Origin of the sequence: Lelliottia sp., assembly GCF_045627565.1 — a bacterium.
Taxonomy (GTDB): domain Bacteria; phylum Pseudomonadota; class Gammaproteobacteria; order Enterobacterales; family Enterobacteriaceae; genus Enterobacter.
This window is the reverse complement of the sequence record NZ_JAZQNX010000010.1, coordinates 157,268-182,033: the sequence shown is the minus strand read 5'-3', so window position 1 is coordinate 182,033 and position 24,766 is coordinate 157,268. Positions and strand designations below refer to the sequence as shown.

Genomic DNA, 24,766 nt, shown 5'->3' with positions numbered 1-24,766 from the left:
AGGTATTGAAAAAAGGTTAATTTAGCTGTGGCGTTGGGGTCCGGCGCGGATGCCCTGTACCTGGCTAATCCAGGCAGAGACAGAGAAAGCGGCATGGGGAATGAAAGTGATGTTTGTCTGCTGACGGACAATGACAGGCGGCTTACTTTCCTGAGTCAGCAAAGCATTGAGCGTATCCAGCAATGCAAGGTGCTGCGCTTGAACAGGCAGCGACTCTTGTGCAACAGGCATTGCCTGCGGTGCCATCGCAAAAGAGAGATGACGAATGACAGTGCGGATTGCATGCTGATGCCAGTAGTCGACAGTGAAATTCGGGCGACGCGTGGCTTCCAACAGCGCGAGGTTGGTAAAATTGACTCGCGTGGATAAATCATGTCGGGCGGTGTTGGTCTTAGCGGGTGTGACCGTTTCAGCATTTGCGCTGAGTACAGGCAAGCCGAAGCTCGCCGCAACCATCCCTAATAAGAGATGCGGCCAAAAGTAACGTCTGCCAAATTGTCGCCAGCGCGTTAGAATTCCGCTCAATGAGTCCACCATCGCAAGATAAGCCGTGAGTGGCTTACCTAAAATTATTTTAGCGCCCAAATATTACCATTAAAGCTCGAACACAGCAGCAGGAATGACGTACAACAGCAGGTAAAAACGGTCAAGAATGCAGCGAACGCACGAACATATTGTGCTCTGGCAGGGCAAACATCAGGCAGGATATTACGACACAACTGTAGAAACAAAAACGACTGGTCTTCCTGGCCGGAGAGAGTACCAGGTTAACCAGTCGATTTTACGAAACGGCTGTTACCGTTACGCCAGGACCGTGCTCGGAGCTTTGAATGCCAGAGGCAATTCAGCTTCGTCTTCGAAGGTCACATATTCCCAAGCTTCCTGTTTAGCCAGGACAGCTTGCAGTAACTTATTATTCAATGCATGACCGGATTTAAACGCGGTAAATGCACCGATAATATTGTGACCACACATGAACAGGTCGCCAATCGCATCCAGCATTTTGTGACGAACGAATTCATCTTCAAAACGCAGGCCGTCTTCGTTCAGTACGCGATAATCGTCAACAACGATGGCACAATCGAAGCTGCCGCCCAGGCACAAGCCACGGGACTGCAGATATTCGATATCACGCATGAAACCGAAAGTACGGGCACGACTAATTTGACGCATAAACGCATCAGCAGAGAAGTTCATCGCATAGCGCTGGGTACTGGCATCAATCGCTGGATGGTTAAAGTCGATGGTAAAGTCCAACGAGAAACCATTAAACGGTTTGAATTCAGCCCACTTGTCGCCATCTTCAACGCGAACCGTCTCTTTAATGCGAACAAATTTCTTCGCACAGTTCAGTTCTTCGATGCCAGCGTCCAGCAACAAATAAACGAACGGAGCAGCACTACCATCCATGATCGGAATCTCAGGCGCATCGACTTCAATAACAATGTTGTCGATACCCAGACCCGCGAGGGCGGCATTCAAGTGCTCTACGGTAGAAATCCGCACGTCATGCTCATTGACCAGACAGGTACAGAGCATAGTATCACGCACAGATTTGGCATCAGCCGGGAAATCTACCGGTGGATTCAAGTCGGTGCGACGATAGATGACCCCGGTATTGGCCGACGCAGGGCGCAACGTCAGTGTGACTTTTTTGCCGGTATGTAAACCGACGCCAGTCGCCTGAACGATACGTTTAAGTGTCCTTTGTTTGATCATCGTATAATCTCGCCAAATTACTTATCCAACCGAAAGTGTATATCACTAACGGATGGCCAGTTTAGCACAAAGAGCGAAAATCCCCAAATTCCAGCCAATTCTTAGTCAGCTTGCTTGCGCAGGAACGCTGGGATATCCAGATAATCCGGTTCTTTCGCGGTTTGCGGCGTATTATCGTTAACCACTTTAGCGGCTGGTTTCTGCTCTTGAGTCAGCGGAGCCATACCGTGCTGCTGGTAACGATCCATGACAGGCTGCTGAGTCTGTTTATTCGTCACAAGGGTAATTTCTGGACGCTTGTCCATGCCAATACCGGTTGCAACAACAGTCACGCGCAGTTCGTCGTTCATTTCAGGATCAAGGGAAGTACCGATAACCACAGTCGCGTTATCTGAAGCGAACGCACGGATGGTGTTACCCACCGTTTCGAACTCATCAAGACGCAGGTCAAAGCCAGCGGTAATGTTGACCAGCACGCCACGCGCACCCGACAAATCGATATCTTCCAGCAGTGGGGAAGAGATGGCCATTTCAGCCGCTTCTTCTGCACGGTCTTCACCGCTCGCCACACCAGAACCCATCATCGCATAGCCCATTTCGGACATCACAGTGCGCACGTCTGCAAAGTCAACGTTCATCAGGCCAGGGCGAGTAATCAGTTCAGCGATACCCTGGACTGCGCCTTTCAATACGTCATTTGCTGCGCCAAAGGCGTCAAGCAGAGAGATGCCGCGACCCAAGACTTTCAGCAGTTTGTCGTTCGGAATCGTGATCAGAGAGTCCACGTGTTTGGACAACTCGGTGATACCCTGCTCCGCGAATGCCATGCGCTTCTTGCCTTCAAAATTGAAAGGCTTAGTCACAACTGCAACGGTCAGAATACCTAAATCTTTAGCGACCTCAGCGACAACGGGTGCTGCACCAGTACCGGTACCACCGCCCATGCCCGCTGCAATAAACACCATGTCCGCGCCATCGAGCGCAGCACGCAGTGCTTCACGGTCTTCTTCTGCTGCATTACGACCCACTTCTGGGTTAGCGCCAGCGCCCAGACCTTTGGTGATACCACCACCGATCTGAATAGTCTGGCCTACAGCCGTTTTGCGTAATGCCTGTGCGTCGGTGTTGACTGCAAAGAATTCAACGCCTTCAATGCGCTCACGCACCATATGCTCAACAGCGTTACCGCCGCCGCCACCGACGCCGATGACTTTAATCACCGCGTCGTTGGTTAATTCCATTGGTTCAAACATGGTTTCTCTCCGTTTTTACACTTCATCCTTCACGCTGTAAAAACGTTTAGAAGGACTTCGCGTATGTGCCTGTCGCCTGAGACCGCTAATTTTCTCCGGTCTCTTTAAAAAATCAAAATTCTTTTCGCAGCCAGGAATTGAGTCGTTTGACCCACGACCCGACTGACGTACGCTTTTCCACTTCCGCTTCACCACTCAAATGGGACTCTTTCCCGTAGTGAAGCAGGCCCACAGCCGTTGAATAATACGGCTCCTGAGCATAATCCGTTAAACCGGTAATATTCAGCGGGGCACCAATACGAACTTGCGTATGGAACACTCGCTGCGCGCAGGCCGCTAGACCTTCAATTTGCGCCGCGCCGCCGGTTAATACAATCCCCGCCGCAAGATGATGTTTCACGCCCTGCTGACGAAGCTGTTCTTGTAACTGTAAAATCTCTTCGTTGACGAGGTTAAGCAGCTCGGTGTAACGCGGCTCAATCACCTCTGCCAGAGTCTGTCGTTGCAGACTACGCGGCGGACGCCCGCCTACGCTTGGCACTTCAACGCTCTCATCTTTGCCCACGATAGAACCCAATGCGCAACCGTGACGAACTTTGATCGCCTCTGCATCGCTCGGTGGTGTACCAAAGGCGTAGGCAATATCACTTGTCACGACGTTCCCAGCGTACGGGATCACTTTGGTATGACGCAAGGCACCACCAGTGTACACGGCGATATCCATTGTTCCACCGCCAATATCGACCACACAAACGCCCAGTTCGCGTTCATCTTCCGTCAGGACCGAATAACTGGCCGCCAATCCTGCAAAAATAAGTTGGTCTACTTTCAGGCCACAACGTTCAACGGCTTTGACGATGTTTTTCGCCATATCGTTATGACAGGTGATCAAATGCACTTTTGCCTGCATACGCACACCGGAAAGACCGACGGGGTTTTTAATACCCTCTTGATAGTCGATCGCATATTCCTGTGGGATGACATGCAGGACACGATGCTCATCGCGCACGCGCACCGACTTTGCCGTGTGCACAACATTCTCAACGTCTTCTTGTGTTACTTCTTCTTCGGAAATCGGCACCATCCCAATTTCGTTCTGACAGCTGATATGCTTACCAGAAAGCGCAAGATATACGGAGGAGATCTGGCAATCTGCCATTAACTCTGCCTGATCGATGGCACGCTGTACGCATTTCACCACCGACTCAAGGTCGTTTACCCCACCTTTATCCATACCACGGGAAGGGCAACTGCCCACGCCAATGATATTGACCATACCGTCGGGCAGAACTTCCCCTACTAAAGCGGCAACCTTCGCGGTGCCAATCTCTAGTCCAACTACCAGTTTTCTGTCCGTCGCCTTGATCATTGTTGTTCTGCCTGTACCTGTGCCTGATTCTGTTGCTGATTAGGTTCCTCAACCGGAGCCGGCACCCAGCCGACTGCTGCGCCTGAGTCGTAGCGCAAATCAACGTAGCTTATCCGTTTGCCGTCTGTCTGCGCCTGCTGCTGTAAAACGGGGTAAAGTTCTACAAAACGCGCCAAACGCTTCATCGTGTCACCGCGACCAAGATTAAGCTTAATCCCATTCGTTAACGTCAGTTGCCACGAGCGACGAGCGGTCATTGCTGCATCTTTTAACGTAAATCTGTCTTTAGCCAGCACCTGACCCATTTCACGAAAACCTTGTAGCACTTCGTTTTCGCTTCCTTCTGGGCCATACAGCATCGGTAAACTTTGCTTGCTAACACGATCGGCCGGGACGCTGAACGAATTTCCGTCTACGTCAACCATATGCTGATCATTCCAACGCGCTATCGGCACAAATTCAACCAGATGAATCTTCAATTCATCAGGCCATTGCTTTCTTACGCTCGCCTGTTTTATCCATGGCAGACGTTCAATCTGACTCTGAATGATGTTGACGTCCTGAGTCATGAATGTCCCAGGCGGCCCCAGAGCCAGAATTGACTGGCGAATATCGTCGTTGCGTGTGTAATGCCGCTCCCCGGTCAACACCAGTTTTGAGAGAGGTAACCGCTGCGCATCTTCCATCCAGCCCAACACCATCCAGCCGCTGATAAACACGGTACACAGCACACCCAGCAGGAAAATAATCCCTGCAAGACGCGTTCCATTACTCCGCCCTGAAGATGAATATTCCTCTTCTTCTTCACGGTTCCGCGTGTTCAATGCAGCCTGAGACATATCAGCCCGCCTGGTCCAGAATACGAACAACTAATTGCGAGAAGCTCATCCCGGCCTGACGTGCGGCCATTGGCACCAGACTGTGGCTGGTCATACCCGGCGAGGTATTGGCTTCCAGCAGATAAAATTGTCCGTCGCTGTCCTGCATCACATCGATCCGCCCCCAGCCACGGCAACCCAAAACAGTCCAGGCTTTAAGCACCAGGGCCTTTAATTCTTCTTCACGTTCTGCTTCCAGACCACTTGGGCAGAAATATTGCGTCTCATCAGAGAGATACTTCGCTTCATAATCATAGAAGGTTCCAGCCGGTTGGATGCGAATTGACGGTAAAATTTCTTCACCAAGCATCGACACGGTAAATTCTGGACCGCCAAGCCATTTTTCAATTAGAACTTCTTCATCATGTTGAAATGCCAGCGCTAAGGCAGAGGATAAATCCCCCGCTTTATCGACTTTGGACATTCCCACGCTTGAGCCTTCACGGCTGGGCTTTACAATAACCGGTAACGCCAGCTGTTCAATACGCTGATTAACGCCAACTTCCAGGCCTGATTCAAACTCGCGACGCGTCACTGCAACCCACGGCGCCACAGGCAAACCCGCCCCCTGCCACAGCAATTTACTGCGCAGTTTATCCATGGAAATTGCGGAAGCCATCACACCGCTACCTGTATAAGGCATGCCGATTAAATCCAGCAAGCCCTGCAAAGTACCGTCTTCACCGCCGCGACCATGTAACGCGATAAAGACTTTATCAAAGCCCATATCTTTCAAACGCGTTACATCAATGTCTTTTGGATCAACAGGATGGGCATTAACGCCACCTTCACGAAGACCAGCTAAAACAGCTGCGCCGGAATTGAGCGAAACGTCGCGCTCCGCAGAGGTGCCCCCCATCAGGACCGCAATCTTATCAGCCATGGTGTTCATCCCCTGAGGTTTGCGGCTTCAGTTTGATTTCAGATAAGTTACGTGCGATTTTGCCGATATTTCCCGCACCCTGTATCAAAATCAAATCGTTACCCGTTAATACCTGCGCCAGCATCTCAGCGGCCTGAGCAGGATCGGAGACCAAAATCGGATCAACTTTACCGCGACCGCGAATCGTGCGGCACAATGAACGGCTATCCGCGCCCGGAATCGGCGTTTCGCCAGCGGCATAGACATCCAGCATCAGTAGCGCATCCACCTGGCAAAGCACATTGGCGAAATCGTCATACAGATCGCGCGTACGGGTATAGCGATGCGGCTGGAAAAGCATAACCAAATTTTTATCCGGCCAGCCTGCACGGGCCGCTTTGATCGTCGCATCCACTTCGGTCGGATGGTGACCGTAATCATCGACCAGCATCGCTGTGCCGGATTTACCGTTGACGGGCTCCAGCGGATATTCACCCAGGAAGTCGAAACGACGTCCGGTCCCCTGGAAGCTCTCTAACGCACGTAAAATATCGTCGTCTTCAATGCCTTCTTCTGTTGCCACCGCAACAGCAGCAGCGGCATTCAACGCATTGTGGCGGCCCGGCGCGTTAAGCGTCACGTGCAGCAGCTCTTTGTCCTGACGCGCCAGGGTAAAATGCCCTTGCGCACCGGTTTGCGTGTAGCTTTCCACACGCACGTCAGCGTCTTCACTGAAACCATAAGTCGTTGTCTGACGCCCGACGCGTGGCAGTAGCTCGCGAATAACCGGATCGTCAACACACATTACCGCACGACCATAAAACGGCAGATTGTGCAGAAAGTTTATGAATGTCTGCTTTAAATTTTCAAAGTCGCCCTGGTAAGTGTCCATATGGTCGGCTTCGATATTGGTGACAATCGCCACCATCGGCTGCAGATGCAGGAACGACGCATCGCTTTCATCTGCTTCCGCAATCAGATAACGGCTGTGGCCCAGACGTGCGTGCACACCAGCTGCTTTGACCAGACCGCCATTGACGAACGTCGGGTCGAGACCGGCTTCCGCATAAATACTGGACACCATCGCCGTGGTCGTCGTTTTGCCGTGCGTGCCCGCAACTGCAATTCCGTGACGAAAACGCATCAGTTCTGCCAGCATCTCTGCACGGCGAATCACCGGGATGCGCGCTTCATGTGCCGCTACGATTTCAGGGTTATCAGATGAGATCGCGCTAGACACCACGACCACACTCGCATCACGTACGTTTTCCGGACGATGGTTGAAATAAATCGTCGCCCCGAGCGACGCCAACTGTTGCGTAACAGGGTTCGGCGCCAGATCGGAACCGCTGATCTGATAGCCTTCGTTAGCCAGAACTTCGGCAATACCGCCCATGCCTGCGCCGCCAATGCCAACGAAGTGGATGTGCCGGACGCGACGCATCTCGGGCACGATTGAACGCAGTTTCGCCAGTTGTTGTGTATTCATTCTCTAACCGCCATCGATACTTCTTAAAATTCGCGCAACGCAAAACGCGCTACAAGGGTTAAGCCTTTGCTGCGAGGCTCACTTCATTTGCCACCCGTTCGGTCGCATCAGGAATCGCCGCCGCGCGCGCGCGTTCAGCCATTTCCAGCAATGTTTCTCGATTCCAGCCCGCCAGAGTGGTGGCGACCGCTTCTGCGGTAAACTGCGGCTGTTCAAAAATTTTGGCGGCACCGGCTTTTTCAAGCGGCAACGCATTCCAGTACTGCTGACGATCCTTGTGCTGGAAAGGCACAAACACAGCAGGCAAACCTGCCGCGGCAATTTCACTCACCGTCAGCGCGCCAGAGCGACACACCACGACATCCGCCCAGGCATACGCCGCGGCCATGTCATCAATAAATTCAGTGACTTTATGCTGAGGTTGACCTGCCTCAACGTAAGCCTGTTCCACGGTTTGCTGCGCACCTTTACCGCTTTGATGCCAGATGGTCACGGCATCACCCAGCTTTGCAGCCACCTGCGGAAGCGTCTGGTTCAATACCCGCGCACCTTGCGATCCGCCGATAACTAATACGCGAACCGGACCATCACGTCCCGAAAGACGTTCCTGCGGGAGAGGCAAAGCCAACACGTCTACACGTACCGGATTCCCCACGACATCCGCATTCGGAAACGCGCCCGGAAAAGCCTGCATCACTTTGGTGGCGATTTTCGCCAGCCATTTATTGGTCAGCCCAGCGATTCCGTTTTGCTCATGCAGAATAACCGGAATACCCAGCGACCATGCCGCGAGACCGCCAGGGCCAGAGACGTAACCGCCCATACCCAATACCGCGTCAGGTTTAAAACGCTTCATGATGGCACGCGCCTGTCGCCAGGCATTAAAAATGCGCACCGGCGCCAGCAGCATCGCTTTGATACCTTTGCCGCGCAGGCCTGAAATGCGTATAAAGTCGATCTCAATACCGTGTTTCGGCACCAAATCCGCTTCCATACGATCGGCGGTTCCCAGCCAGCGCACTTGCCAGCCCTGATCCATTAAATGGTGCGCGACCGCCAGTCCCGGGAAAACATGTCCACCGGTACCGCCCGCCATCACCATTAACCGCTTCGGTTGATTCATCGTGAACCTCGTGTAAACGCCTGGGCTTTTTCCAGACGCGTCTCATAATCTATGCGCAACAAAAACATAATGGCGGTCGACATAATCAGCAGACTCGAACCACCGTAGCTGATCAACGGCAACGTCAGGCCCTTAGTCGGCAGCATACCGGCTGCTGCGCCAACGTTGACCAATGCCTGGAAGCTAAACCAGATACCAATTGAGCAGGCCAGGAAACCGGAGAAGCGATGATCGATTTCCAGCGCTTTTCGGCCAATGGACATGGCGCGGAAAGCGACGAAGAATACCATTAAAAGCGCCAATACCACACCGATATAACCCAGTTCCTCCCCGATGATGGAGAAGATAAAGTCGGTATGAGCCTCGGGCAGATACTCCAGTTTTTGTACGGAATTACCTAAACCCTGCCCCCAGATTTCGCCACGGCCAAAGGCCATTAACGATTGGGTCAGCTGGTAGCCACTGCCAAACGGATCTTCCCATGGGTTCCAGAAAGAGGTCACGCGGCGGATACGATACGGTTCGGCGAGGATCAGCAGGACGACCGCCGAGATCCCCATGCCGATAATGGCGATAAACTGCCACAGTTTTGCACCCGCCAGGAACAGCATCGCCAGCGTCGTCACGAATAACACCACGACGGTACCGAGATCCGGCTGCGCCAGCAGTAAAACAGCCAGCACTAGAATGACACCCATCGGCTTTAAGAAACCGCGCAGGTTGTTACGTACCTCATCAACCTTGCGCACAAGGTAGTTCGCGAGATAGCAGAACAGCGACAGCTTGGTAAATTCAGCGGGCTGAATACGCAGCGGGCCAAAGGCAATCCAGCGCGATGCACCGTTGACCGAGCTCCCCACCACCAACACGATCAGCAGCATGATAATCGAGGCGATCAGCATGGCGGTGCTGTGACGCTGCCAGAATTCCATTGGCAAACGCAGCGTAATCATGGCCAGGCAGAACGCCAAAATAATGTACAAACCATCACGTTTCGCGAACAGGAAGGGATCGTTTGCCAGGCGCTGACCAACGGGCATGGAGGCAGATGTCACCATGATAAAACCGATCGCAGCCAGCCCCAGCGTCAGCCAGAGCAGCATGCGGTCATACATAATCAGGCTGTCAGAATCTTTATCCCGGGAGGCCATCACCCAGCCTTTCAGTGCCGCAAACAGCCACGCCAGGATCCCAAATCCAGGCAGGCGCGGTATTTTCAGGCGAGGGAGAGATAAACGCATCAGCCTAACTCCTTCGCCAGGCGGGCAAAGAGATCGCCACGCTGTTCGAAATTCTTAAACTGATCGAGACTCGCGCAGGCTGGAGACAGTAGCACCATATCACCCGGCTGAACTGCCGGTGCAATAAGGCGAATCGCCTGTTCCATAGTGTCAGTTTGTGTCGCGATTTCCGGGCGCAACGCGGCCAGTTCAGCACCGTCACGGCCAAAGCAGTACAAGCGGATTTTATCACCTGTCAGGTAGGGCTTTAGGGATGAGAAATCCGCTGATTTACCGTCGCCGCCGAGCAGCAGGTACAACGTACCATCGACACGTAACCCATTTAGCGCGGCTTCTGTGCTGCCGACGTTGGTGGCTTTTGAGTCGTTGATCCAGCGAACGCCGTTATGCTCAAGCGCCAGTTGGAAGCGATGCGCCAGGCCCGTAAACGTGGTCAATGCTTTCAGACTTGATGCACGCGGTAGACCCGCAGCATCTGCCAGCGCCAGTGCTGCCAGCGCATTGGTGTAGTTATGCTGTCCGGAAAGTTTCATCTCTTTCACGTTCAACACTTTCTCACCTTTCACACGCAGCCAGGTTTCGCCCTGTTGATGATTCAGGTGATAGTCACCCATATTGATGCCAAAACTGACGCAGCGTTCATCCGCGCCGCGCACCGGCATGGTCAGCGCATCGTCGGCATTCACTACGCACACTTTGGCATTTTCATAGACGCGCAGTTTGGCCGCACGATATTGCTGCAAGCCAAACGGATAACGGTCCATATGATCTTCGGTGACGTTCAGGATCGTCGCAGCAACGGCGTGCAAACTCGACGTGGTCTCGAGCTGGAAGCTTGAAAGTTCCAGAACGTACAATTCACGATCCTGATCCAGCAGCATCAGAGCAGGTAAACCGATATTGCCGCCGACGCCCACGTTAATGCCCGCGGCCTTCGCCATTTCACCCACCAGCGTGGTGACGGTGCTTTTGCCGTTGGAGCCAGTGATCGCGATAACCGGTGCCTGCGCTTCGCGGCAGAACAGTTCGATATCGCCAACAATCTCAACGCCCACATCAGCCGCAGCGCTTAACGAAGGGTGCGCCAGAGCAAACCCAGGGCTTGCCACAATTAAATCGGCGACCAGCAGCCAGTCATCGTTCAGACCACCAAGGTGGCGTTCCACCTCTTCCGGAAGTTTATCCAGACCCGGCGGTGAAACACGCGTATCCATCACACGCGGCGTCACGCCCCGTCCGAGGAAAAAGTCCACGCAGGAAAGACCCGTCAGGCCTAACCCGATGATAACGACTTTTTTGCCCTGGTAATCTGCCATGATTAACGCACCTTCAGTGTTGCGAGGCCAATCAGCACCAGCATCAGCGAAATAATCCAGAAGCGCACAATCACGCGCGGCTCCGGCCAGCCTTTCAGTTCATAGTGGTGATGAATCGGCGCCATACGGAAAATGCGCTGACCGCGCAGCTTGAAGGAACCGACCTGTAAAATCACGGAAAGTGTTTCGACCACAAACACACCGCCCATGATCACCAGCAAGAATTCCTGACGCAGCAGCACGGCGATAATGCCCAGCGCGCCGCCCAGCGCCAGCGAACCGACGTCACCCATAAAGACCTGAGCCGGGTAGGTGTTAAACCACAGGAAGCCAAGCCCCGCGCCCACAATCGCCGTACAGACGATCACCAGTTCACCGGCGTGGCGCAGATACGGAATGTGTAAGTAATTGGCAAAGTTCATGTTACCGGTCGCCCACGCCACCAGCGCAAAGCCACCCGCGACAAAGACGGTTGGCATGATTGCCAGGCCGTCGAGACCGTCAGTCAGATTCACCGCGTTGCCGGTGCCGACAATCACGAAATACGCCAGCAGGATGTAGAACAATCCAAGCTGTGGCATCACGTCTTTGAAGAACGGCACGACCAGCTCAGTTGCCGGGGTGTCTTTACCCGCCAGATACAGCGCGAATGCCACGCCCAGCGCAATCACCGACATCCAGAAGTATTTCCAGCGGGCGATAAGGCCTTTGGTGTCTTTACGCACCACTTTGCGGTAATCATCAACGAAACCAATAATGCCGTAACCAATCAGCACGGTGAGAACGCACCAGACGTACGGGTTGGACGGGTAGGCCCACAGCAATACGGAGACAACAATCGCGGTGAGGATCATGATCCCGCCCATTGTTGGCGTACCGCGCTTGCTGAAGTGCGATTCTGGGCCGTCATTGCGGACAACCTGGCCGAAAGAGAGTTTTTGCAGGCGGGCAATCATGCGCGGGCCCATCCACAAAGAGATGAACAGCGCAGTCAGCAGGCTGACGATGGCGCGAAACGTCAGATACGAAAAGACGTTAAAGCCTGAGTAATATTTGACCAAATGTTCGGCCAGCCAAACTAACATGTTCCGTTCTCCTGTAATGCGTGCACAACCTCTTCCATGGCGGCACTACGTGAACCCTTCACTAAAACAGTCGCAATTTGATGCTCTGCAACTAACTCTTTCAAACGTGTAATCAGCGCAGTTTTATCGGCAAAATGTTCACCAACACCGCTTGCCTGGCTGATGGCCTGGCTTAATTTTCCTGCACTTAATACGCAATCAATACCGGATGCTTTTGCCGCGTCGCCCACCTGGACATGGCACGCTTCGCTCTCATCGCCCAGTTCAGCCATATCGCCTACAACCATCACGCGATAGCCAGGCATTTCTGATAGCACCTGTACCGCAGCGGTCATGGAGCCGACGTTAGCGTTGTAAGAGTCATCAAGAAGCAGCTTGTTTTCAGCCAGTTGGATGGGGAACAAACGTCCCGGCACGGCCTTGAGGTTTAACAGCCCCGTTTTGATCGCATCGTGCGTTGCGCCAACGGCCATCGACAGTGCCGCAGCAGCCAGTGCATTCGCAATATTGTGACGACCCGGCAGAGGCAATAGCACATCGACATCCCCCGTCGGGGTCTTTAAGGTAAATTCCGTGCCGTGTGAAGTCACATGGATATTCGTCGCGGAAAAATCGCTGTTCGCGGCATTTGGCGAGAAGCGCCAGGTTTTACGCGAGCCAATGATGTTTTGCCAGTTCAGCCAGTCATTGTTATCGGCATTCATAATGGCAATGCCGTTCTCCGGCAGGCCGCCATAAATTTCACCTTTCGCTTTTGCCACACCTTCCAGCGAGCCAAATCCTTCAAGATGCGCTGCCGCAAGGTTATTGACTAATGCCGCTTCCGGACGCGTTAAATTAACGGTCCAGGCGATTTCACCCTGGTGATTGGCGCCGAGTTCAATAACGGCGTATTGGTGCTCTTGAGTCAAACGCAGCAGCGTCATCGGCACGCCGATGTCGTTATTCAGATTGCCGGCAGTGTAAAGCGTATTGCCACATTGGCTGAGAATCGCGGCCGTCATCTCTTTGACAGAGGTTTTGCCAGAAGAGCCCGTCAGCGCCACAACGCGCGTGGGGACCTGCTGGCGAACCCAGGCAGCCAGCTCACCAAACGCCTGGCGCGTGTCTTTTACCACCAACTGCGGCAGATCGATGTCCAGTTTACGGCTAACCAGTAGCGCACCAGCGCCGTTCTCTTTTGCTTGATCGGCAAAATCATGCGCATCAAAGCGCTCGCCTTTCAGCGCGACGAACAAACAGCCCGGCGTAATTTTACGCGTATCCGTCGTCACCGCATCAACAGTCAGATCCTTCCCCTGCAGCTCGCCATTCAGCACCGTGGCAGCCTGACGTAGCGTAATGCTAATCATGCCAACGCTCCCAGCAGACGCGCAGCCGTCACACGGTCGGAATAATCCAGACGATGTGCACCGACAATTTGATAGTCTTCATGACCCTTGCCAGCCAGCAGCACGACGTCATTTTCTTTGGCCTGCATAATCGCATTGGTCACCGCTTCGGCGCGGCCTTCAACCACACGAGCGTGGCCCGCATCCATCATACCCGCGAGGATATCGTTGATAATGGCACGCGGCTCTTCAGTGCGCGGGTTATCATCGGTCACGACCGGAATATCCGCGAACTGCTCAGCAATGGCCCCCATAAGTGGACGCTTACCTTTGTCGCGATCGCCGCCGCAGCCAAAGACGCACCACAGCTTACCCGTGCAGTGCAGACGGGCAGCCTGGAGCGCTTTTTCCAGCGCATCCGGGGTGTGGGCGTAATCGACCACCACCGTCGGTTTGCCCGGCGCGGTAAACACTTCCATCCGCCCGCAAACAGGCTGCAAGCGTGCGGCCGTATTCACCAGTTCGGATAGCGGATAATCCAGTGCCAACAGCGTGGCCAGCGCCAGCAACAGATTGCTAACGTTAAATGCGCCCATCAACCGGCTTTCGATTTCGCCTTCGCCCCATGAAGAAGCAAAGCGGATCGTTGCACCGCTGTCGTGATAATCCACGTCCGTCGCCTTCAGCCAACGGCCATGGCAATTCGGATTAATATGGTCTTCCATTGAGACCGCAACCGCATCTGGCAATTTTGCCAGCCAACGGCGGCCCACTTCGTCGTCGGCGTTGATGATCGCCTGACCGCAGTGATGCGTGGAATAGAGCAGCCATTTCGCTGCTTCGTAATTTTCCATGTCACCGTGATAATCGAGGTGGTCGCGACTCAGGTTGGTAAACACAGACGCCGCAAACTTCAGCGCTGAGACGCGATGCTGCACCAGGCCGTGAGAAGAGACTTCCATGGCGGCAAAAGTCGCGCCCTGCCCTGCGAGGCCGGAAAGTACATGTTGCACATCAACCGCTGAACCGGTGGTGTTTTCCGTTGGATTGACTTTACCCAACAAACCATTGCCGACCGTGCCCATCACCGCGCCCGTTTCACCCAGCAACTGGGCCCACTGCGCCATCAACTGCGTGGTGGTGGTTTTACCGTTGGTTCCGGTGACACCAACCAATCGTAACTGGTCAGACGGTTCATGATAAAATCGTCCCGCCAGGGCGGAAAGACGCTCATTCAACTGGCTGAGATAGATGACCGGCACGCCGTGCATTTCGCGGATTTCACCGTCGGTTGCGTCATCTTTTGCCTCAGCAATAATGGCAGCTACACCTTGCGCAATCGCCTGCGGGATATATCGACGCCCGTCCGCCTGATGACCGACTACCGCAACGAAAAGATCGCCCGACGCAGCCACACGGCTGTCGAGTACCATCTCTCGCAGTGCCCGCGCAGGTACGTTTTGTACCCACGGAGCAAGAAGGTCGCGCAAATTACGATCTGCCACCTGTTCCCTCGCCTTGATTAGTTACAAATTCACTTTTTTCGCCCGTCGACAGCGCATCTGGTTCGATATTCATGGTACGCAGAACGCCGCCCATGATGGCACCGAACACCGGCGCGGAGACGGCGCCACCGTAGTATTTACCCGCCTGTGGATCGTTAATGACAACCACCAGCGCAAATCGCGGATTGCTTGCAGGCGCAACGCCTGCGGTGTAAGCAATATATTTATTGATGTAGCGACCGTCCGGTCCCACTTTTTTCGCTGTACCGGTTTTGATGGCGATGCGATAGCCTTTGATCGCTGCCTTCACGCCGCCGCCGCCAGGCAGCGCCACGCTTTCCATCATATGTACCACGGTACGAACAGTGGATTCCGGGAAGATACGCTCGCCCGGAACCGGTGGATCAACTTTGGTTATCGACAGTGGACGATATACGCCATAGCTGCCGATCGTTGCATAGACTCGCGCCAACTGTAACGGAGTTACCATTAGCCCGTAGCCGAAAGAGAAGGTGGCCCTCTCTATGTCAGACCACCGTTGTTTTTGAGGATATAAGCCACTGCGTTCTCCGACCAACCCCAAATTGGTCGCCTTTCCAAGCCCAAAACGTGAGTAAGTTTCTACTAACGCTGAGGACGGCATCGCTAACGCCAGCTTAGAAACACCGACGTTACTCGACTTCTGCAAAACCCCGGTCAGGGTTAATTCGCTGTAACGCGCCACGTCCTTGATTTCGTGGCCGTTGATTCGGTAAGGAATAGTATTCAGAACGGTATTTTCGTTGACGATGCCACGCTGCAGCGCGGTCATTACCACCATCGGTTTAACAGTCGAACCCGGTTCGAACACGTCGGTGATGGTACGGTTACGCATGATATCTTTCTGCGTACCGGTAAGATTATTTGGGTTATAGGAAGGGCTGTTCGCCATCGCCAGTACTTCGCCGGTGCTCACGTCCACCAGCACGGCGCTGCCGGATTCGGCTTTGTTGAACGCCACGGCATTATTGAGTTCGCGGTAAACCAGCGCCTGCAAGCGTTCGTCAATACTCAATGCGAGATTGTGCGCCGCCTGGCTATCCGTTGAAGAGATATCCTCAATGACGCGGCCGTAGCGGTCTTTACGCACCACTCGCTCGCCCGGTTGTCCGGTCAGCCATTTATCAAAGCTTTTTTCGACCCCTTCAATGCCCTGGCTATCGACGTTAGTAAAGCCAATGAGGTGAGCGGTCACTTCTCCTGACGGATAATAGCGGCGTGACTCTTCACGCAGATGTATTCCCGGCAGTTTGAGTTTCTTAATGTAATCGGCCATATCAGGGTTCACCTGACGCGCCAGATAGATAAAGCGCCCTTTCGGGTTGGCATTGACGCGCGCCGCCATTTGGTCGAGCGGCATTTTCAATGCATCGGCAAGCGCTTTCCAGCGATTATCCAGCGTGACGCCACCAGCATCATGCAGCTCTTTCGGATCGGCCCAGATCGCTTTAACGGGTACGCTCACCGCCAACGGACGACCAGAACGGTCAGTAATCAAACCGCGTGAGGTCGACACTTCCTGCACGCGAAGGGAACGCATGTCCCCCTGTCGCACCAGCATGTCCGGCGCGATAATCTGTAACCACGCAGCTCGACCAAGCAACAGACACAGCGCCAGTAAAATACAGCCACAAAGCAACGCAAAACGCCAACTCACAAAGTTGGCCTGTTCTTCCTGACGTTTCGGTTTTTGCGTTTTCGCCGCTGCTCTCATGCGTCGCGTGTTCCCTTATTTTTGTACTACAATATTTTCCTGCGAAGGATCAACATGCTGCAATTGCAGCTTTTCCGTTGCGATCCGTTCAACCCGGCTATGATCGCCGAGCGCATTTTCTTCAAGAATCAGGTTTCGCCATTCGATATCCAGCGCATCACGCTCGAGCACCATCTGCTCGCGCTGCGCGGTCAGTAAACGGGTATGGTGTGCGGTTGTCACGACCGTCACGGCCGTCACGATTATGCAAATGAACAAGCAGAGTGGCAGCTTCCCAAACCGCAAAAGATCGTCACCGATCACGCCAGGCAAGGCATGGCGCTCGTTGCTTCCTAACGATCCTTTAACTTTGCTTAGGGTCTCTGTCACTCTGCTGATCATGCGTTCGTCCTTTCTGCGATGCGCAGCACTGAACTACGGGCGCGTGGATTCTCTGCCACCTCTTCTTCGCCCGGCATCATCTTGCCTAGTACTCGCAAATAGCGACCGCCCAGTTTCCTGAGTTGATCTTCCGTCATCGGCAACCCTGCTGGAACCTGAGGACCGCGGCTTTGTTCGCGCATAAAACGCTTCACAATACGGTCTTCCAGCGAATGGAAGCTGATAATGGATAACCGCCCACCAGGGGCCAGCACGCCGAGCGAGCTTTTTAGCGCCAGCTCTATTTCCTCCAGTTCACTGTTGACCCAAATGCGCACCGCCTGGAAGGTACGGGTCGCGGGATGTTTGAATTTATCTTTCACCGGCGTAGCCGCCGTCACCACTTCTGCCAGCTCTTTCGTGCGGGTCATCGGCTCAATACGGTTACGCTCAACGATGCCGCGCGCGATACGTTTACCAAAACGCTCTTCGCCAAAGGTTTTGATCACCCAGGCTATATCGGCTTCTTCAGCCGTGAGCAGCCATTCGGCAGCGGATTGACCACGCGTCGGGTCCATACGCATATCGAGCGGGCCATCACGCATGAAAGAAAATCCGCGTTCCGCATCATCAAGCTGTGGTGATGAGACGCCAAGATCGAGAAGAATCCCGTCGATCTTGCCCGTCAGATCGCGCTCGCTAACGTATTCAGCCAGCGCAGAGAAAGGCCCATGAACAAATGAAAAGCGTGGATCATCGATAGTCTTCGCAACGGCAATTGCCTGCGGATCGCGATCAATTGCCAATAAGCGACCTTCCGCTCCCAGCTGGGAGAGGATCAGACGCGAGTGACCACCGCGACCAAATGTGCCATCAATATAGATGCCATCAGGACGAATATTCAGACCGTTGACGGCCTCGTCCAACAGCACCGATGTATGTTTATAATTTTCCGTCATATTTATAGAGACAAGTCCTGCAATCGATCCGATAAGACACCGGAATCAGATTGTTCAGCGTCGATATCTTCCTTGACCTGTTGATACCAGGTCGTTTCATCCCACAGTTCAAACTTGTTGAACTGCCCGACCAGCATCACTTCTTTTGTCAGACCGGCATGTTGTCGCAACACAGGCGCAATCAGTAAGCGCCCTGAGTTATCCATCTGACACTCACTGGCATGCCCCAACAACAACCGCTGCACGCGGCGTTCCTGCGGGTTCATGCTCGACAGTCGCGACAGCTTTTGCTCGATAATTTCCCATTCGGGTAAGGTGTAAAGCAGCAGGCAGGGGTGGTTGATGTCAATGGTACACACCATTTGACCTGACGCGTTTTCGATCAGTTGGTCGCGGTATCGGGTTGGTACCGATAAACGCCCTTTACTGTCGAGATTGACTAACGTCGCCCCACGGAACATGCCAGCTCCACCCCTTATCGCCACTTTAACCCACAAATTCCCACATAAAGGAGTTTACGGAGCGAAGGAAAAGCTTGTCAAGCCGGGACTGCCGCGATAAGGACTCGAAAGCGCCCTATTTAACGACATAACCCAACTTGATTAATAACTGCACAACTCGCGAGACAAAATTAACGTCATGAATATTTGTAAGAAAAAAATCAATATTCAGAGGAGCGATAAAATTCACTCTCTATCCATACAGGCAAATATAAAGTGTCAGTTTGCGACGCGGGCGGCATTTTAAGACATATCGTCAGGGGATGACAGCGCCAGATTCAACGTACAAGCCAGAAAGGGCAAGAGGTGACACTGCAAGCGAGAGAGGAAAGATAAAAACGGCTGATAATTCAGCGAGGGAATAGTGTTTGTAACAAAACAATACAAAAAATAGTATTAAGTGAACTCTTAATAACCTTAAAAATGCCGCTAAAGGGTGAAAAACAAATAAAAGAATAGCAGGCTATGGTTCTTAAGGAATTATCCTAAATTTAGTCCGGTTATTATTCTCCGTAATATTCGGAAAAAAACAGGGCTGCTATTGCTGCCCTGATTAATGTTTTAGTGACGGCTTAACACACCGCGGCGGTAAAGATTACGTTTGATACGGGTCAGGCCCGGTTTTGGCTTACGTGGTTCATCAAGGCTCGCCAGGACAATCTCCAGCACGCGCTCCGCAACGTCACGATGGCGCTGTGCCACGGCAAGAACCGGGCATTGCAGGAAGTCGAGCAGCTCGTTGTCACCAAACGTCGCAATAGCCAGCTCAGTCGGCAATTTGCCTTCGCGGCGCAGCGTAACGTCCATCACACCCTGTAAAAGTGCAAACGACGTGGTAAACAGTGCCTGCGGCATCGGGTGCGTCTCAAGCCATTTTTCAAACAGCTGAGCGGCGGCTTCACGCTCGTAACTATTGGCATAGAGATAATGGACTTCACGCGGATCGTCTTTCCAGGCGGTGCGGAACCCCTGCTCACGCAGGAAGCTGACGGACAGCTCCGGTAACGCGCCAAGATAGAGCACGGTTTCCGCTGGGAAGGTGCGCAGTTCTGCGGCCAGCATTTCCGCGTCGTCCTGATCGGCACCGACAACGCTGGTAAAGTGTTCACGATCCAGCGCACGATCAAGGGCGACAATCGGGAACGAGTCATTAGCCCAACGCTGGTAGAATGGGTGCTCTGGCGGCAAGGAAGTGGATACGATAATCGCATCCACCTGGCGTTGCAGCAGATGCTCAATGCAACGCATTTCATTATCGGGCTGATCTTCAGAACAGGCGATCAGTAACTGATAGCCGCGCTGGCGAGCCTGGCGTTCGAGATAATTGGCAATACGGGTGTAGCTGGTATTTTCCAGATCCGGAATGACCAGACCAATAGAGCGGGTGCGTCCGGCACGTAAACCGGCGGCGACAGCGTTCGGATGGTAGTTATGCTCACGCACCACCGCCATGACTTTTTCAACGGTTTTATCGCTAACACGGTACTGCTTCGCTTTACCGTTGATCACATAGCTTGCTGTAGTTCGTGACACGCCCGCAAGCCGGGCGATTTCATCCAGTTTCACAATTGCCCCTTAAAAGAAAAAAAGAGTCCATGGCCTTGTCAGGTTTATGGTTATACCTTTTTACATCTAAGCGCAGAATAGTCCTGGCGGCAATAGCTTTTATCTCGCTTACGCTGCGTTTCGGAAAAAAAAGCCTGACTTTGCAGGTCAGGCTTAAAGAGGCGAACTTTTTTCAGTGCTACCGCATTATTTTATCGCCGCGAGACAACCCCACGATGCCGGAGCGCGCGACCTCAACGATTTTGGCGACATCACGTATCGAAGCAAGGAAGGCATCGAGCTTGTCGCTGGTTCCGGCCAACTGCACCGTATATATAGAAGGGGTGACGTCGATAATCTGCCCACGGAAGATATCCGTATTGCGTTTGACCTCGTCACGGCCGTACCCGCTGGCCTGAATTTTTACCAGCATGACTTCGCGCTCAACATACGCGCCCTGCCCTAATTCACTGACTCGCAGCACGTCCACCAGCTTGTGCAGTTGCTTTTCAATCTGCTCAAGCACTTTCGCATCGCCAACGGTCTGGATAGTCATACGGGATAACGTGGGATCGTCAGTCGGGGCCACGGTCAGGCTTTCAATGTTATAGCCGCGCTGGGCAAAGAGTCCGATCACGCGAGAGAGCGCACCAGACTCGTTTTCCAGTAATACAGATAATATCCGGCGCATATCAGGTTCTCTCCGTTTTGCTGAGCCACATTTCATCCATACCGCCGCCGCGAATATGCATCGGATAGACGTGTTCTGTTCCGTCTACGATGACATCGACAAACACCAGACGGTTATTCCTGACATGCTCGAGCGCTTCGGCAAGCTTCGATTCCAGCTCCGCCGGATCGCTGACACGAATGCCCACATGGCCGTAAGCCTCTGCCACGCGGACAAAATCTGGCAGCGATTTCATGTACGACTGGGAGTGACGACCGGAGTAAATCATGTCTTGCCACTGCTTCACCATCCCCAGATAACCGTTATTCAGGTTCAGCACCAGCACAGGCAAATCGTATTGCAGTGCTGTGGAGAGTTCCTGAATGTTCATCTGAATGCTGCCGTCGCCCGTCACACAAACCACGATTTCGTCCGGGAGCGCCAGTTTCACGCCCAACGCGGCCGGCAAGCCAAAGCCCATCGTGCCAAGACCACCGGAATTGATCCAATGACGAGGCTTATCAAACGGATAGTAAAGCGCCGCAAACATCTGGTGCTGACCCACATCCGAGGTCACATAGGCTTCACCCTTAGTCAGACGCCAGATGGTTTCGATAACCGCCTGCGGCTTAATATGCTCACTTTGCGTGTCGTATTTCAGACAGTGACGCGCACGCCACTGCTCAATCTGCTGCCACCAGTCTCGAATATCATCCAGTGGCTGCGTTGGGGTTTCATGCGCCAGCAGTTCGAGCATTTGTTCCAGAACCTGTAGCGCATCGCCGACAATAGGCACATCAGCGGGCACGGTTTTAGAAATAGATGTCGGGTCGATATCAATATGCAGCACCGTCGCATTCGGACAGTACTTGGCCAGATTGTTCGTCGTGCGATCGTCAAAACGCACACCAACGGCGAAAATCACATCAGAATGATGCATCGTCATGTTAGCTTCGAATGTGCCGTGCATCCCCAGCATGCCCAGTGCCTGACGATGAGTTGCCGGAAACGCGCCTAGCCCCATCAATGAGGAGGCAACGGGCAAGTTCAATTTTTCGATAAGCTCACGCAGTTGCTCGTGACAATGCGCGTTTACCGCGCCGCCACCAACATAGACGACCGGTTTTTTTGCCGCAATGAGCGTTTGCAATGCCCGTTTAATCTGGCCTTTATGGCCCTGCGTGGTCGGATTATACGAGCGCATGCTCACCGAATCAGGCCAGACGTAAGGTAATTTATTGGCAGGATTCAGAATATCTTTTGGTAAATCGACCACGACCGGGCCCGGACGACCGCTGGCCGCCAGCCAGAATGCTTTTTTTAGCACCCCCGGAATATCTTCCGTTTGCTTCACCAGAAAACTGTGTTTCACCACCGGGCGGGAGATCCCCACCATATCGCACTCCTGGAAGGCGTCGTAGCCAATCAGCGAGGTTGCAACCTGACCGGACAAAATCACCAGCGGGATGGAATCCATATAGGCGGTAGCAATACCCGTTATCGCGTTGGTTGCGCCAGGACCTGACGTCACAAGCACGACGCCCACTTCCCCAGTGGCGCGCGCCAACCCATCGGCCATATGTACAGCGGCCTGCTCGTGGCGCACCAGGACATGATCGATGCCACCTACGGTGTGCAACGCATCATAAATATCGAGGACTGCGCCTCCGGGATAACCGAATACTTGCTTCACGCCCTGATCGATGAGCGACCGGACGACCATTTCGGCGCCAGACAACATCTCCATGGTTTGCCTCCAGGCTTATTGTTGTTATAGACGAACACAGGAATTCATTTCCTCGTCGTCTTGCTGAGCAGGGCTTCCCCTGTCATAGATTTTTGCAGAGTGGCTTTCACCATAACCGCTCGCCCTAAGGCAGGCAATCGGCAAACCATGGCGTGAAGAAACGCTAGAAAGCAGAATACACAGGGTATATGCGAGAATTCAGTGAATTCATCTGAGATAAGCTTTTCCGATGATAATTCATCGTCAAAAAAGACGTAGTGTCAGTAATTTATCTATTTTTGAGGAGTAAACAACGTTAAGAAAAAATGCCAACGGGATAAAATTTTGCGTTATAAATAAATAACGGGATAAACCAGATGTTTCACATCGATTTATCCCGAACCGTGTTAACGACGGCAAACACTGGCTAATAGCTCTTCCATCCACTGATGGCCTTTATCGCGCCCGGCGGCTTCATGCCAGGAAAGGTAACAGGTACGACTATTTAATTTTAGCGGCAGCGGCATAACTTGCAGATTTAACCTATCTGAGAACTCTTCCGCCAACCAACGAGGAGCAATAGCCACCAGATGCGTCTGTGAAACAATATTTAATACGCTCACCATCGCCATTCCTTGATAAGCCACCTTTGACTGTTTATCGGGTGTGTCATACCACGGCTGGCTGAAAGAGGCATATCTGTCGAGCGCGACCACTGCATGTTGCTCTTGATACACATCACTCTCGAGGAGAGGTCCATTTATGCGCGGGTGCGTCCTGCTGGCGACTAATACCATTTCATCATTAAACAGTGGCACGCAAGAAAACTCCGGACGACGGAACTCTTCATAGCCAATTACAAATTCCGTTTCCTGATAACGTAACTGGTGTTCTGTGTTCTGATTAAGTGAAGATTTAAATATCAGATTTATATTCGGCGCAATGGCTTCGACTTTATTATAGATAACTGAGGTTAAATAGTTATCCAGCGGACTACACACACAGAGATGAAAAACGCGCTCGCTGCTAATCGGTTCGAACCCCGATCCCGGCAGTTCATTTTGCACCAACTGCAATGCCTGCCGTACTGAACCAAAAAGCTGGCAAGCCCTTGCTGTAGGCTGAATCCCACGGCCGTACCTGACAAATAATTCGTCATTGAACATCAGCTTAAGCCGAGCAACAGCATTACTCACTGCTGGCTGCGACATGCCTAATGACTGCGCCGCACGGGTAATATTCTGTTCCTGCATAACAGCATCAAAAACGGTTAATAAGTTAAGATCAACCGTCCGTAATTGCGGTCGCGTCCCTTCACTAACGTGAGTCCGTTCAATTTTATTTTCTAACATATCTAACTCCACCATCACGCTAAACTCCCTTTTTCTTAGTGCAGCAATAACTTCTAAATATATTATTTATCATGCAGATAAAACCTGAGAAAGAGAAAGGTTAAAATTTCGGAATATATAAAAAACTTACGGCAAATAACGTAAAGATGTAGAGACATGCTAAAGCGATAAGTGCCAAAAGTGATAACTAAAACATTAGGATTGGAATGAAACCATAAATCCAATGAATAAACAATAAGCCTTACGATGAACTAATATTTAAGCTTTATTAAACTATTCAATACCATCAATACGTTAAAGTTAACATTCCATGATCATTGTGCGATTTTCATTCACCTTCGCCTTGCAAAGAAAAACTCTAACTTAATGAATTTAATACAATAAACTTTTACATGTTAAACATATCAAGCAGTGTTTAATTGAAACCAATTATATTAAATTAATTCTTAAAATTTATTTAGAATCCAATATTAGACTAATTAATTACCTTGAACGATAAAAACCAGCACAATACGCTAAAATAGAAATCCACTTATTTTCATTTGTTGAGGCCGTTTTGTATCGTAGGGGTTGACTTGGATCAGCATATCCAGTACCACTAAAGGCATAACGCATTCATCTGGAGCATGATTCATGATTCGTACCGTTCGTTCTCTCAGCCTACTACTACTAAACGCATCTCTTTTGCGCGGTAGGCTGGCGAACGAAATTCAACGTTGAATCGTCTCCA

At 52.4% G+C, this 24,766-nt stretch carries 22 protein-coding genes; 1 reads left to right on the top strand and 21 read right to left on the bottom strand.

Annotated features, from left to right (window positions below; translation table 11 throughout):
• Positions 1-21: 21 nt before the first annotated feature.
• The 21 genes from secM to leuO form a co-directional block, all read right to left on the bottom strand.
• Positions 22-525, bottom strand: a complete 504-nt coding sequence (gene secM / locus ACKI5T_RS08645; RefSeq protein ID WP_407437044.1) for a secA translation cis-regulator SecM — start codon at positions 523-525, stop codon at positions 22-24.
• A 276-nt stretch (positions 526-801) separates the two neighbouring features.
• On the bottom strand, positions 802-1,719 hold the full coding sequence (gene lpxC / locus ACKI5T_RS08640) for a UDP-3-O-acyl-N-acetylglucosamine deacetylase (RefSeq protein WP_012016050.1): 918 nt from the start codon (positions 1,717-1,719) through the stop codon (positions 802-804).
• 101 nt (positions 1,720-1,820) lie between these two features.
• A complete protein-coding gene (ftsZ, locus tag ACKI5T_RS08635) occupies positions 1,821-2,972 on the bottom strand; it encodes a cell division protein FtsZ (RefSeq protein WP_006173842.1) in 1,152 nt (383 codons plus the stop codon).
• Positions 2,973-3,084: 112 nt separating this feature from the next.
• Positions 3,085-4,341, bottom strand: coding sequence for a cell division protein FtsA (ftsA, locus tag ACKI5T_RS08630; RefSeq protein ID WP_012016049.1), 1,257 nt, complete (start codon positions 4,339-4,341; stop codon positions 3,085-3,087).
• Positions 4,338-5,180, bottom strand: coding sequence for a cell division protein FtsQ (ftsQ, locus tag ACKI5T_RS08625; protein WP_012016048.1), 843 nt, complete (start codon positions 5,178-5,180; stop codon positions 4,338-4,340). The genes ftsA and ftsQ overlap by 4 nt, the downstream gene beginning before the upstream one ends.
• Position 5,181: 1 nt before the next feature.
• Entirely contained in the window at positions 5,182-6,102 is a 921-nt protein-coding gene (locus tag ACKI5T_RS08620) for a D-alanine--D-alanine ligase (RefSeq protein WP_407437041.1), read from the bottom strand.
• Positions 6,095-7,570 carry a UDP-N-acetylmuramate--L-alanine ligase gene (gene murC / locus ACKI5T_RS08615; protein WP_235134741.1) on the bottom strand — a complete coding sequence of 492 codons (1,476 nt, stop codon included), beginning with the start codon at positions 7,568-7,570 and terminating at the stop codon, positions 6,095-6,097. The genes ACKI5T_RS08620 and murC overlap by 8 nt, the downstream gene beginning before the upstream one ends.
• Before the next feature lie 58 nt (positions 7,571-7,628).
• Positions 7,629-8,693, bottom strand: a complete 1,065-nt coding sequence (murG, locus tag ACKI5T_RS08610) for an undecaprenyldiphospho-muramoylpentapeptide beta-N-acetylglucosaminyltransferase (protein WP_407437038.1) — start codon at positions 8,691-8,693, stop codon at positions 7,629-7,631.
• Positions 8,690-9,934 (bottom strand): cell division protein FtsW, encoded by a 1,245-nt coding sequence (gene ftsW, locus ACKI5T_RS08605; protein ID WP_407437036.1) that lies wholly within the window; start codon positions 9,932-9,934, stop codon positions 8,690-8,692. The genes murG and ftsW overlap by 4 nt, the downstream gene beginning before the upstream one ends.
• Positions 9,934-11,250, bottom strand: a complete 1,317-nt coding sequence (murD, locus tag ACKI5T_RS08600; protein WP_407437035.1) for a UDP-N-acetylmuramoyl-L-alanine--D-glutamate ligase — start codon at positions 11,248-11,250, stop codon at positions 9,934-9,936. The genes ftsW and murD overlap by 1 nt, the downstream gene beginning before the upstream one ends.
• A gap of 2 nt (positions 11,251-11,252) precedes the next feature.
• On the bottom strand, positions 11,253-12,335 hold the full coding sequence (mraY, locus tag ACKI5T_RS08595) for a phospho-N-acetylmuramoyl-pentapeptide-transferase (RefSeq protein ID WP_012016042.1): 1,083 nt from the start codon (positions 12,333-12,335) through the stop codon (positions 11,253-11,255).
• A complete protein-coding gene (gene murF, locus ACKI5T_RS08590) occupies positions 12,329-13,687 on the bottom strand; it encodes a UDP-N-acetylmuramoyl-tripeptide--D-alanyl-D-alanine ligase (protein ID WP_407437032.1) in 1,359 nt (452 codons plus the stop codon). The genes mraY and murF overlap by 7 nt, the downstream gene beginning before the upstream one ends.
• Positions 13,684-15,171: a UDP-N-acetylmuramoyl-L-alanyl-D-glutamate--2,6-diaminopimelate ligase gene (gene murE / locus ACKI5T_RS08585; protein WP_407437030.1), complete on the bottom strand. Its 1,488-nt coding sequence runs from the start codon at positions 15,169-15,171 to the stop codon at positions 13,684-13,686. Before murE ends, murF begins: the two co-directional genes overlap by 4 nt.
• Positions 15,158-16,924, bottom strand: a complete 1,767-nt coding sequence (locus ACKI5T_RS08580; protein WP_012016039.1) for a peptidoglycan glycosyltransferase FtsI — start codon at positions 16,922-16,924, stop codon at positions 15,158-15,160. The genes murE and ACKI5T_RS08580 overlap by 14 nt, the downstream gene beginning before the upstream one ends.
• Positions 16,925-16,939: 15 nt before the next feature.
• Positions 16,940-17,305 (bottom strand): cell division protein FtsL, encoded by a 366-nt coding sequence (ftsL, locus tag ACKI5T_RS08575; protein ID WP_014068894.1) that lies wholly within the window; start codon positions 17,303-17,305, stop codon positions 16,940-16,942.
• A complete protein-coding gene (rsmH, locus tag ACKI5T_RS08570; RefSeq protein ID WP_407437028.1) occupies positions 17,302-18,243 on the bottom strand; it encodes a 16S rRNA (cytosine(1402)-N(4))-methyltransferase RsmH in 942 nt (313 codons plus the stop codon). Before rsmH ends, ftsL begins: the two co-directional genes overlap by 4 nt.
• A 2-nt stretch (positions 18,244-18,245) precedes the next feature.
• Positions 18,246-18,704 carry a division/cell wall cluster transcriptional repressor MraZ gene (gene mraZ, locus ACKI5T_RS08565; RefSeq protein WP_012016036.1) on the bottom strand — a complete coding sequence of 153 codons (459 nt, stop codon included), beginning with the start codon at positions 18,702-18,704 and terminating at the stop codon, positions 18,246-18,248.
• A 600-nt stretch (positions 18,705-19,304) separates the two neighbouring features.
• Positions 19,305-20,309, bottom strand: a complete 1,005-nt coding sequence (gene cra / locus ACKI5T_RS08560) for a catabolite repressor/activator (RefSeq protein WP_012016035.1) — start codon at positions 20,307-20,309, stop codon at positions 19,305-19,307.
• A 178-nt stretch (positions 20,310-20,487) separates the two neighbouring features.
• Positions 20,488-20,979 carry an acetolactate synthase small subunit gene (ilvN, locus tag ACKI5T_RS08555; protein WP_012016034.1) on the bottom strand — a complete coding sequence of 164 codons (492 nt, stop codon included), beginning with the start codon at positions 20,977-20,979 and terminating at the stop codon, positions 20,488-20,490.
• Position 20,980: 1 nt separating this feature from the next.
• Entirely contained in the window at positions 20,981-22,705 is a 1,725-nt protein-coding gene (gene ilvI / locus ACKI5T_RS08550; protein ID WP_407437025.1) for an acetolactate synthase 3 large subunit, read from the bottom strand.
• A 386-nt stretch (positions 22,706-23,091) separates the two neighbouring features.
• Positions 23,092-24,036, bottom strand: coding sequence for a transcriptional regulator LeuO (gene leuO / locus ACKI5T_RS08545; RefSeq protein WP_407437108.1), 945 nt, complete (start codon positions 24,034-24,036; stop codon positions 23,092-23,094).
• Positions 24,037-24,669: 633 nt separating this feature from the next.
• Here leuO and leuL point away from each other — a divergent pair.
• A complete protein-coding gene (gene leuL / locus ACKI5T_RS08540; RefSeq protein ID WP_133632013.1) occupies positions 24,670-24,756 on the top strand; it encodes a leu operon leader peptide in 87 nt (28 codons plus the stop codon).
• The last annotated feature ends 10 nt before the right edge of the window (positions 24,757-24,766 follow it).

Coding starts and splice junctions, on each gene's coding strand:
- murD (WP_407437035.1), bottom strand. CDS start 11,250: ATGGCAGATTACCAGGGCAAAAAAGTCGTTATCATCGGGTTAGGCCTG.
- rsmH (WP_407437028.1), bottom strand. CDS start 18,243: ATGACGGAAAATTATAAACATACATCGGTGCTGTTGGACGAGGCCGTC.
- ilvN (WP_012016034.1), bottom strand. CDS start 20,979: ATGCGCCGGATATTATCTGTATTACTGGAAAACGAGTCTGGTGCGCTC.
- ftsA (WP_012016049.1), bottom strand. CDS start 4,341: ATGATCAAGGCGACGGACAGAAAACTGGTAGTTGGACTAGAGATTGGC.
- lpxC (WP_012016050.1), bottom strand. CDS start 1,719: ATGATCAAACAAAGGACACTTAAACGTATCGTTCAGGCGACTGGCGTC.
- murC (WP_235134741.1), bottom strand. CDS start 7,570: ATGAATACACAACAACTGGCGAAACTGCGTTCAATCGTGCCCGAGATG.
- ftsW (WP_407437036.1), bottom strand. CDS start 9,934: ATGCGTTTATCTCTCCCTCGCCTGAAAATACCGCGCCTGCCTGGATTT.
- mraZ (WP_012016036.1), bottom strand. CDS start 18,704: ATGTTCCGTGGGGCGACGTTAGTCAATCTCGACAGTAAAGGGCGTTTA.
- mraY (WP_012016042.1), bottom strand. CDS start 12,335: ATGTTAGTTTGGCTGGCCGAACATTTGGTCAAATATTACTCAGGCTTT.
- murF (WP_407437032.1), bottom strand. CDS start 13,687: ATGATTAGCATTACGCTACGTCAGGCTGCCACGGTGCTGAATGGCGAG.
- ftsZ (WP_006173842.1), bottom strand. CDS start 2,972: ATGTTTGAACCAATGGAATTAACCAACGACGCGGTGATTAAAGTCATC.
- murG (WP_407437038.1), bottom strand. CDS start 8,693: ATGAATCAACCGAAGCGGTTAATGGTGATGGCGGGCGGTACCGGTGGA.
- ftsL (WP_014068894.1), bottom strand. CDS start 17,305: ATGATCAGCAGAGTGACAGAGACCCTAAGCAAAGTTAAAGGATCGTTA.
- leuL (WP_133632013.1), top strand. CDS start 24,670: ATGATTCGTACCGTTCGTTCTCTCAGCCTACTACTACTAAACGCATCT.
- leuO (WP_407437108.1), bottom strand. CDS start 24,036: ATGTTAGAAAATAAAATTGAACGGACTCACGTTAGTGAAGGGACGCGA.
- ftsQ (WP_012016048.1), bottom strand. CDS start 5,180: ATGTCTCAGGCTGCATTGAACACGCGGAACCGTGAAGAAGAAGAGGAA.
- ilvI (WP_407437025.1), bottom strand. CDS start 22,705: ATGGAGATGTTGTCTGGCGCCGAAATGGTCGTCCGGTCGCTCATCGAT.
- ACKI5T_RS08580 (WP_012016039.1), bottom strand. CDS start 16,924: ATGAGAGCAGCGGCGAAAACGCAAAAACCGAAACGTCAGGAAGAACAG.
- ACKI5T_RS08620 (WP_407437041.1), bottom strand. CDS start 6,102: ATGGCTGATAAGATTGCGGTCCTGATGGGGGGCACCTCTGCGGAGCGC.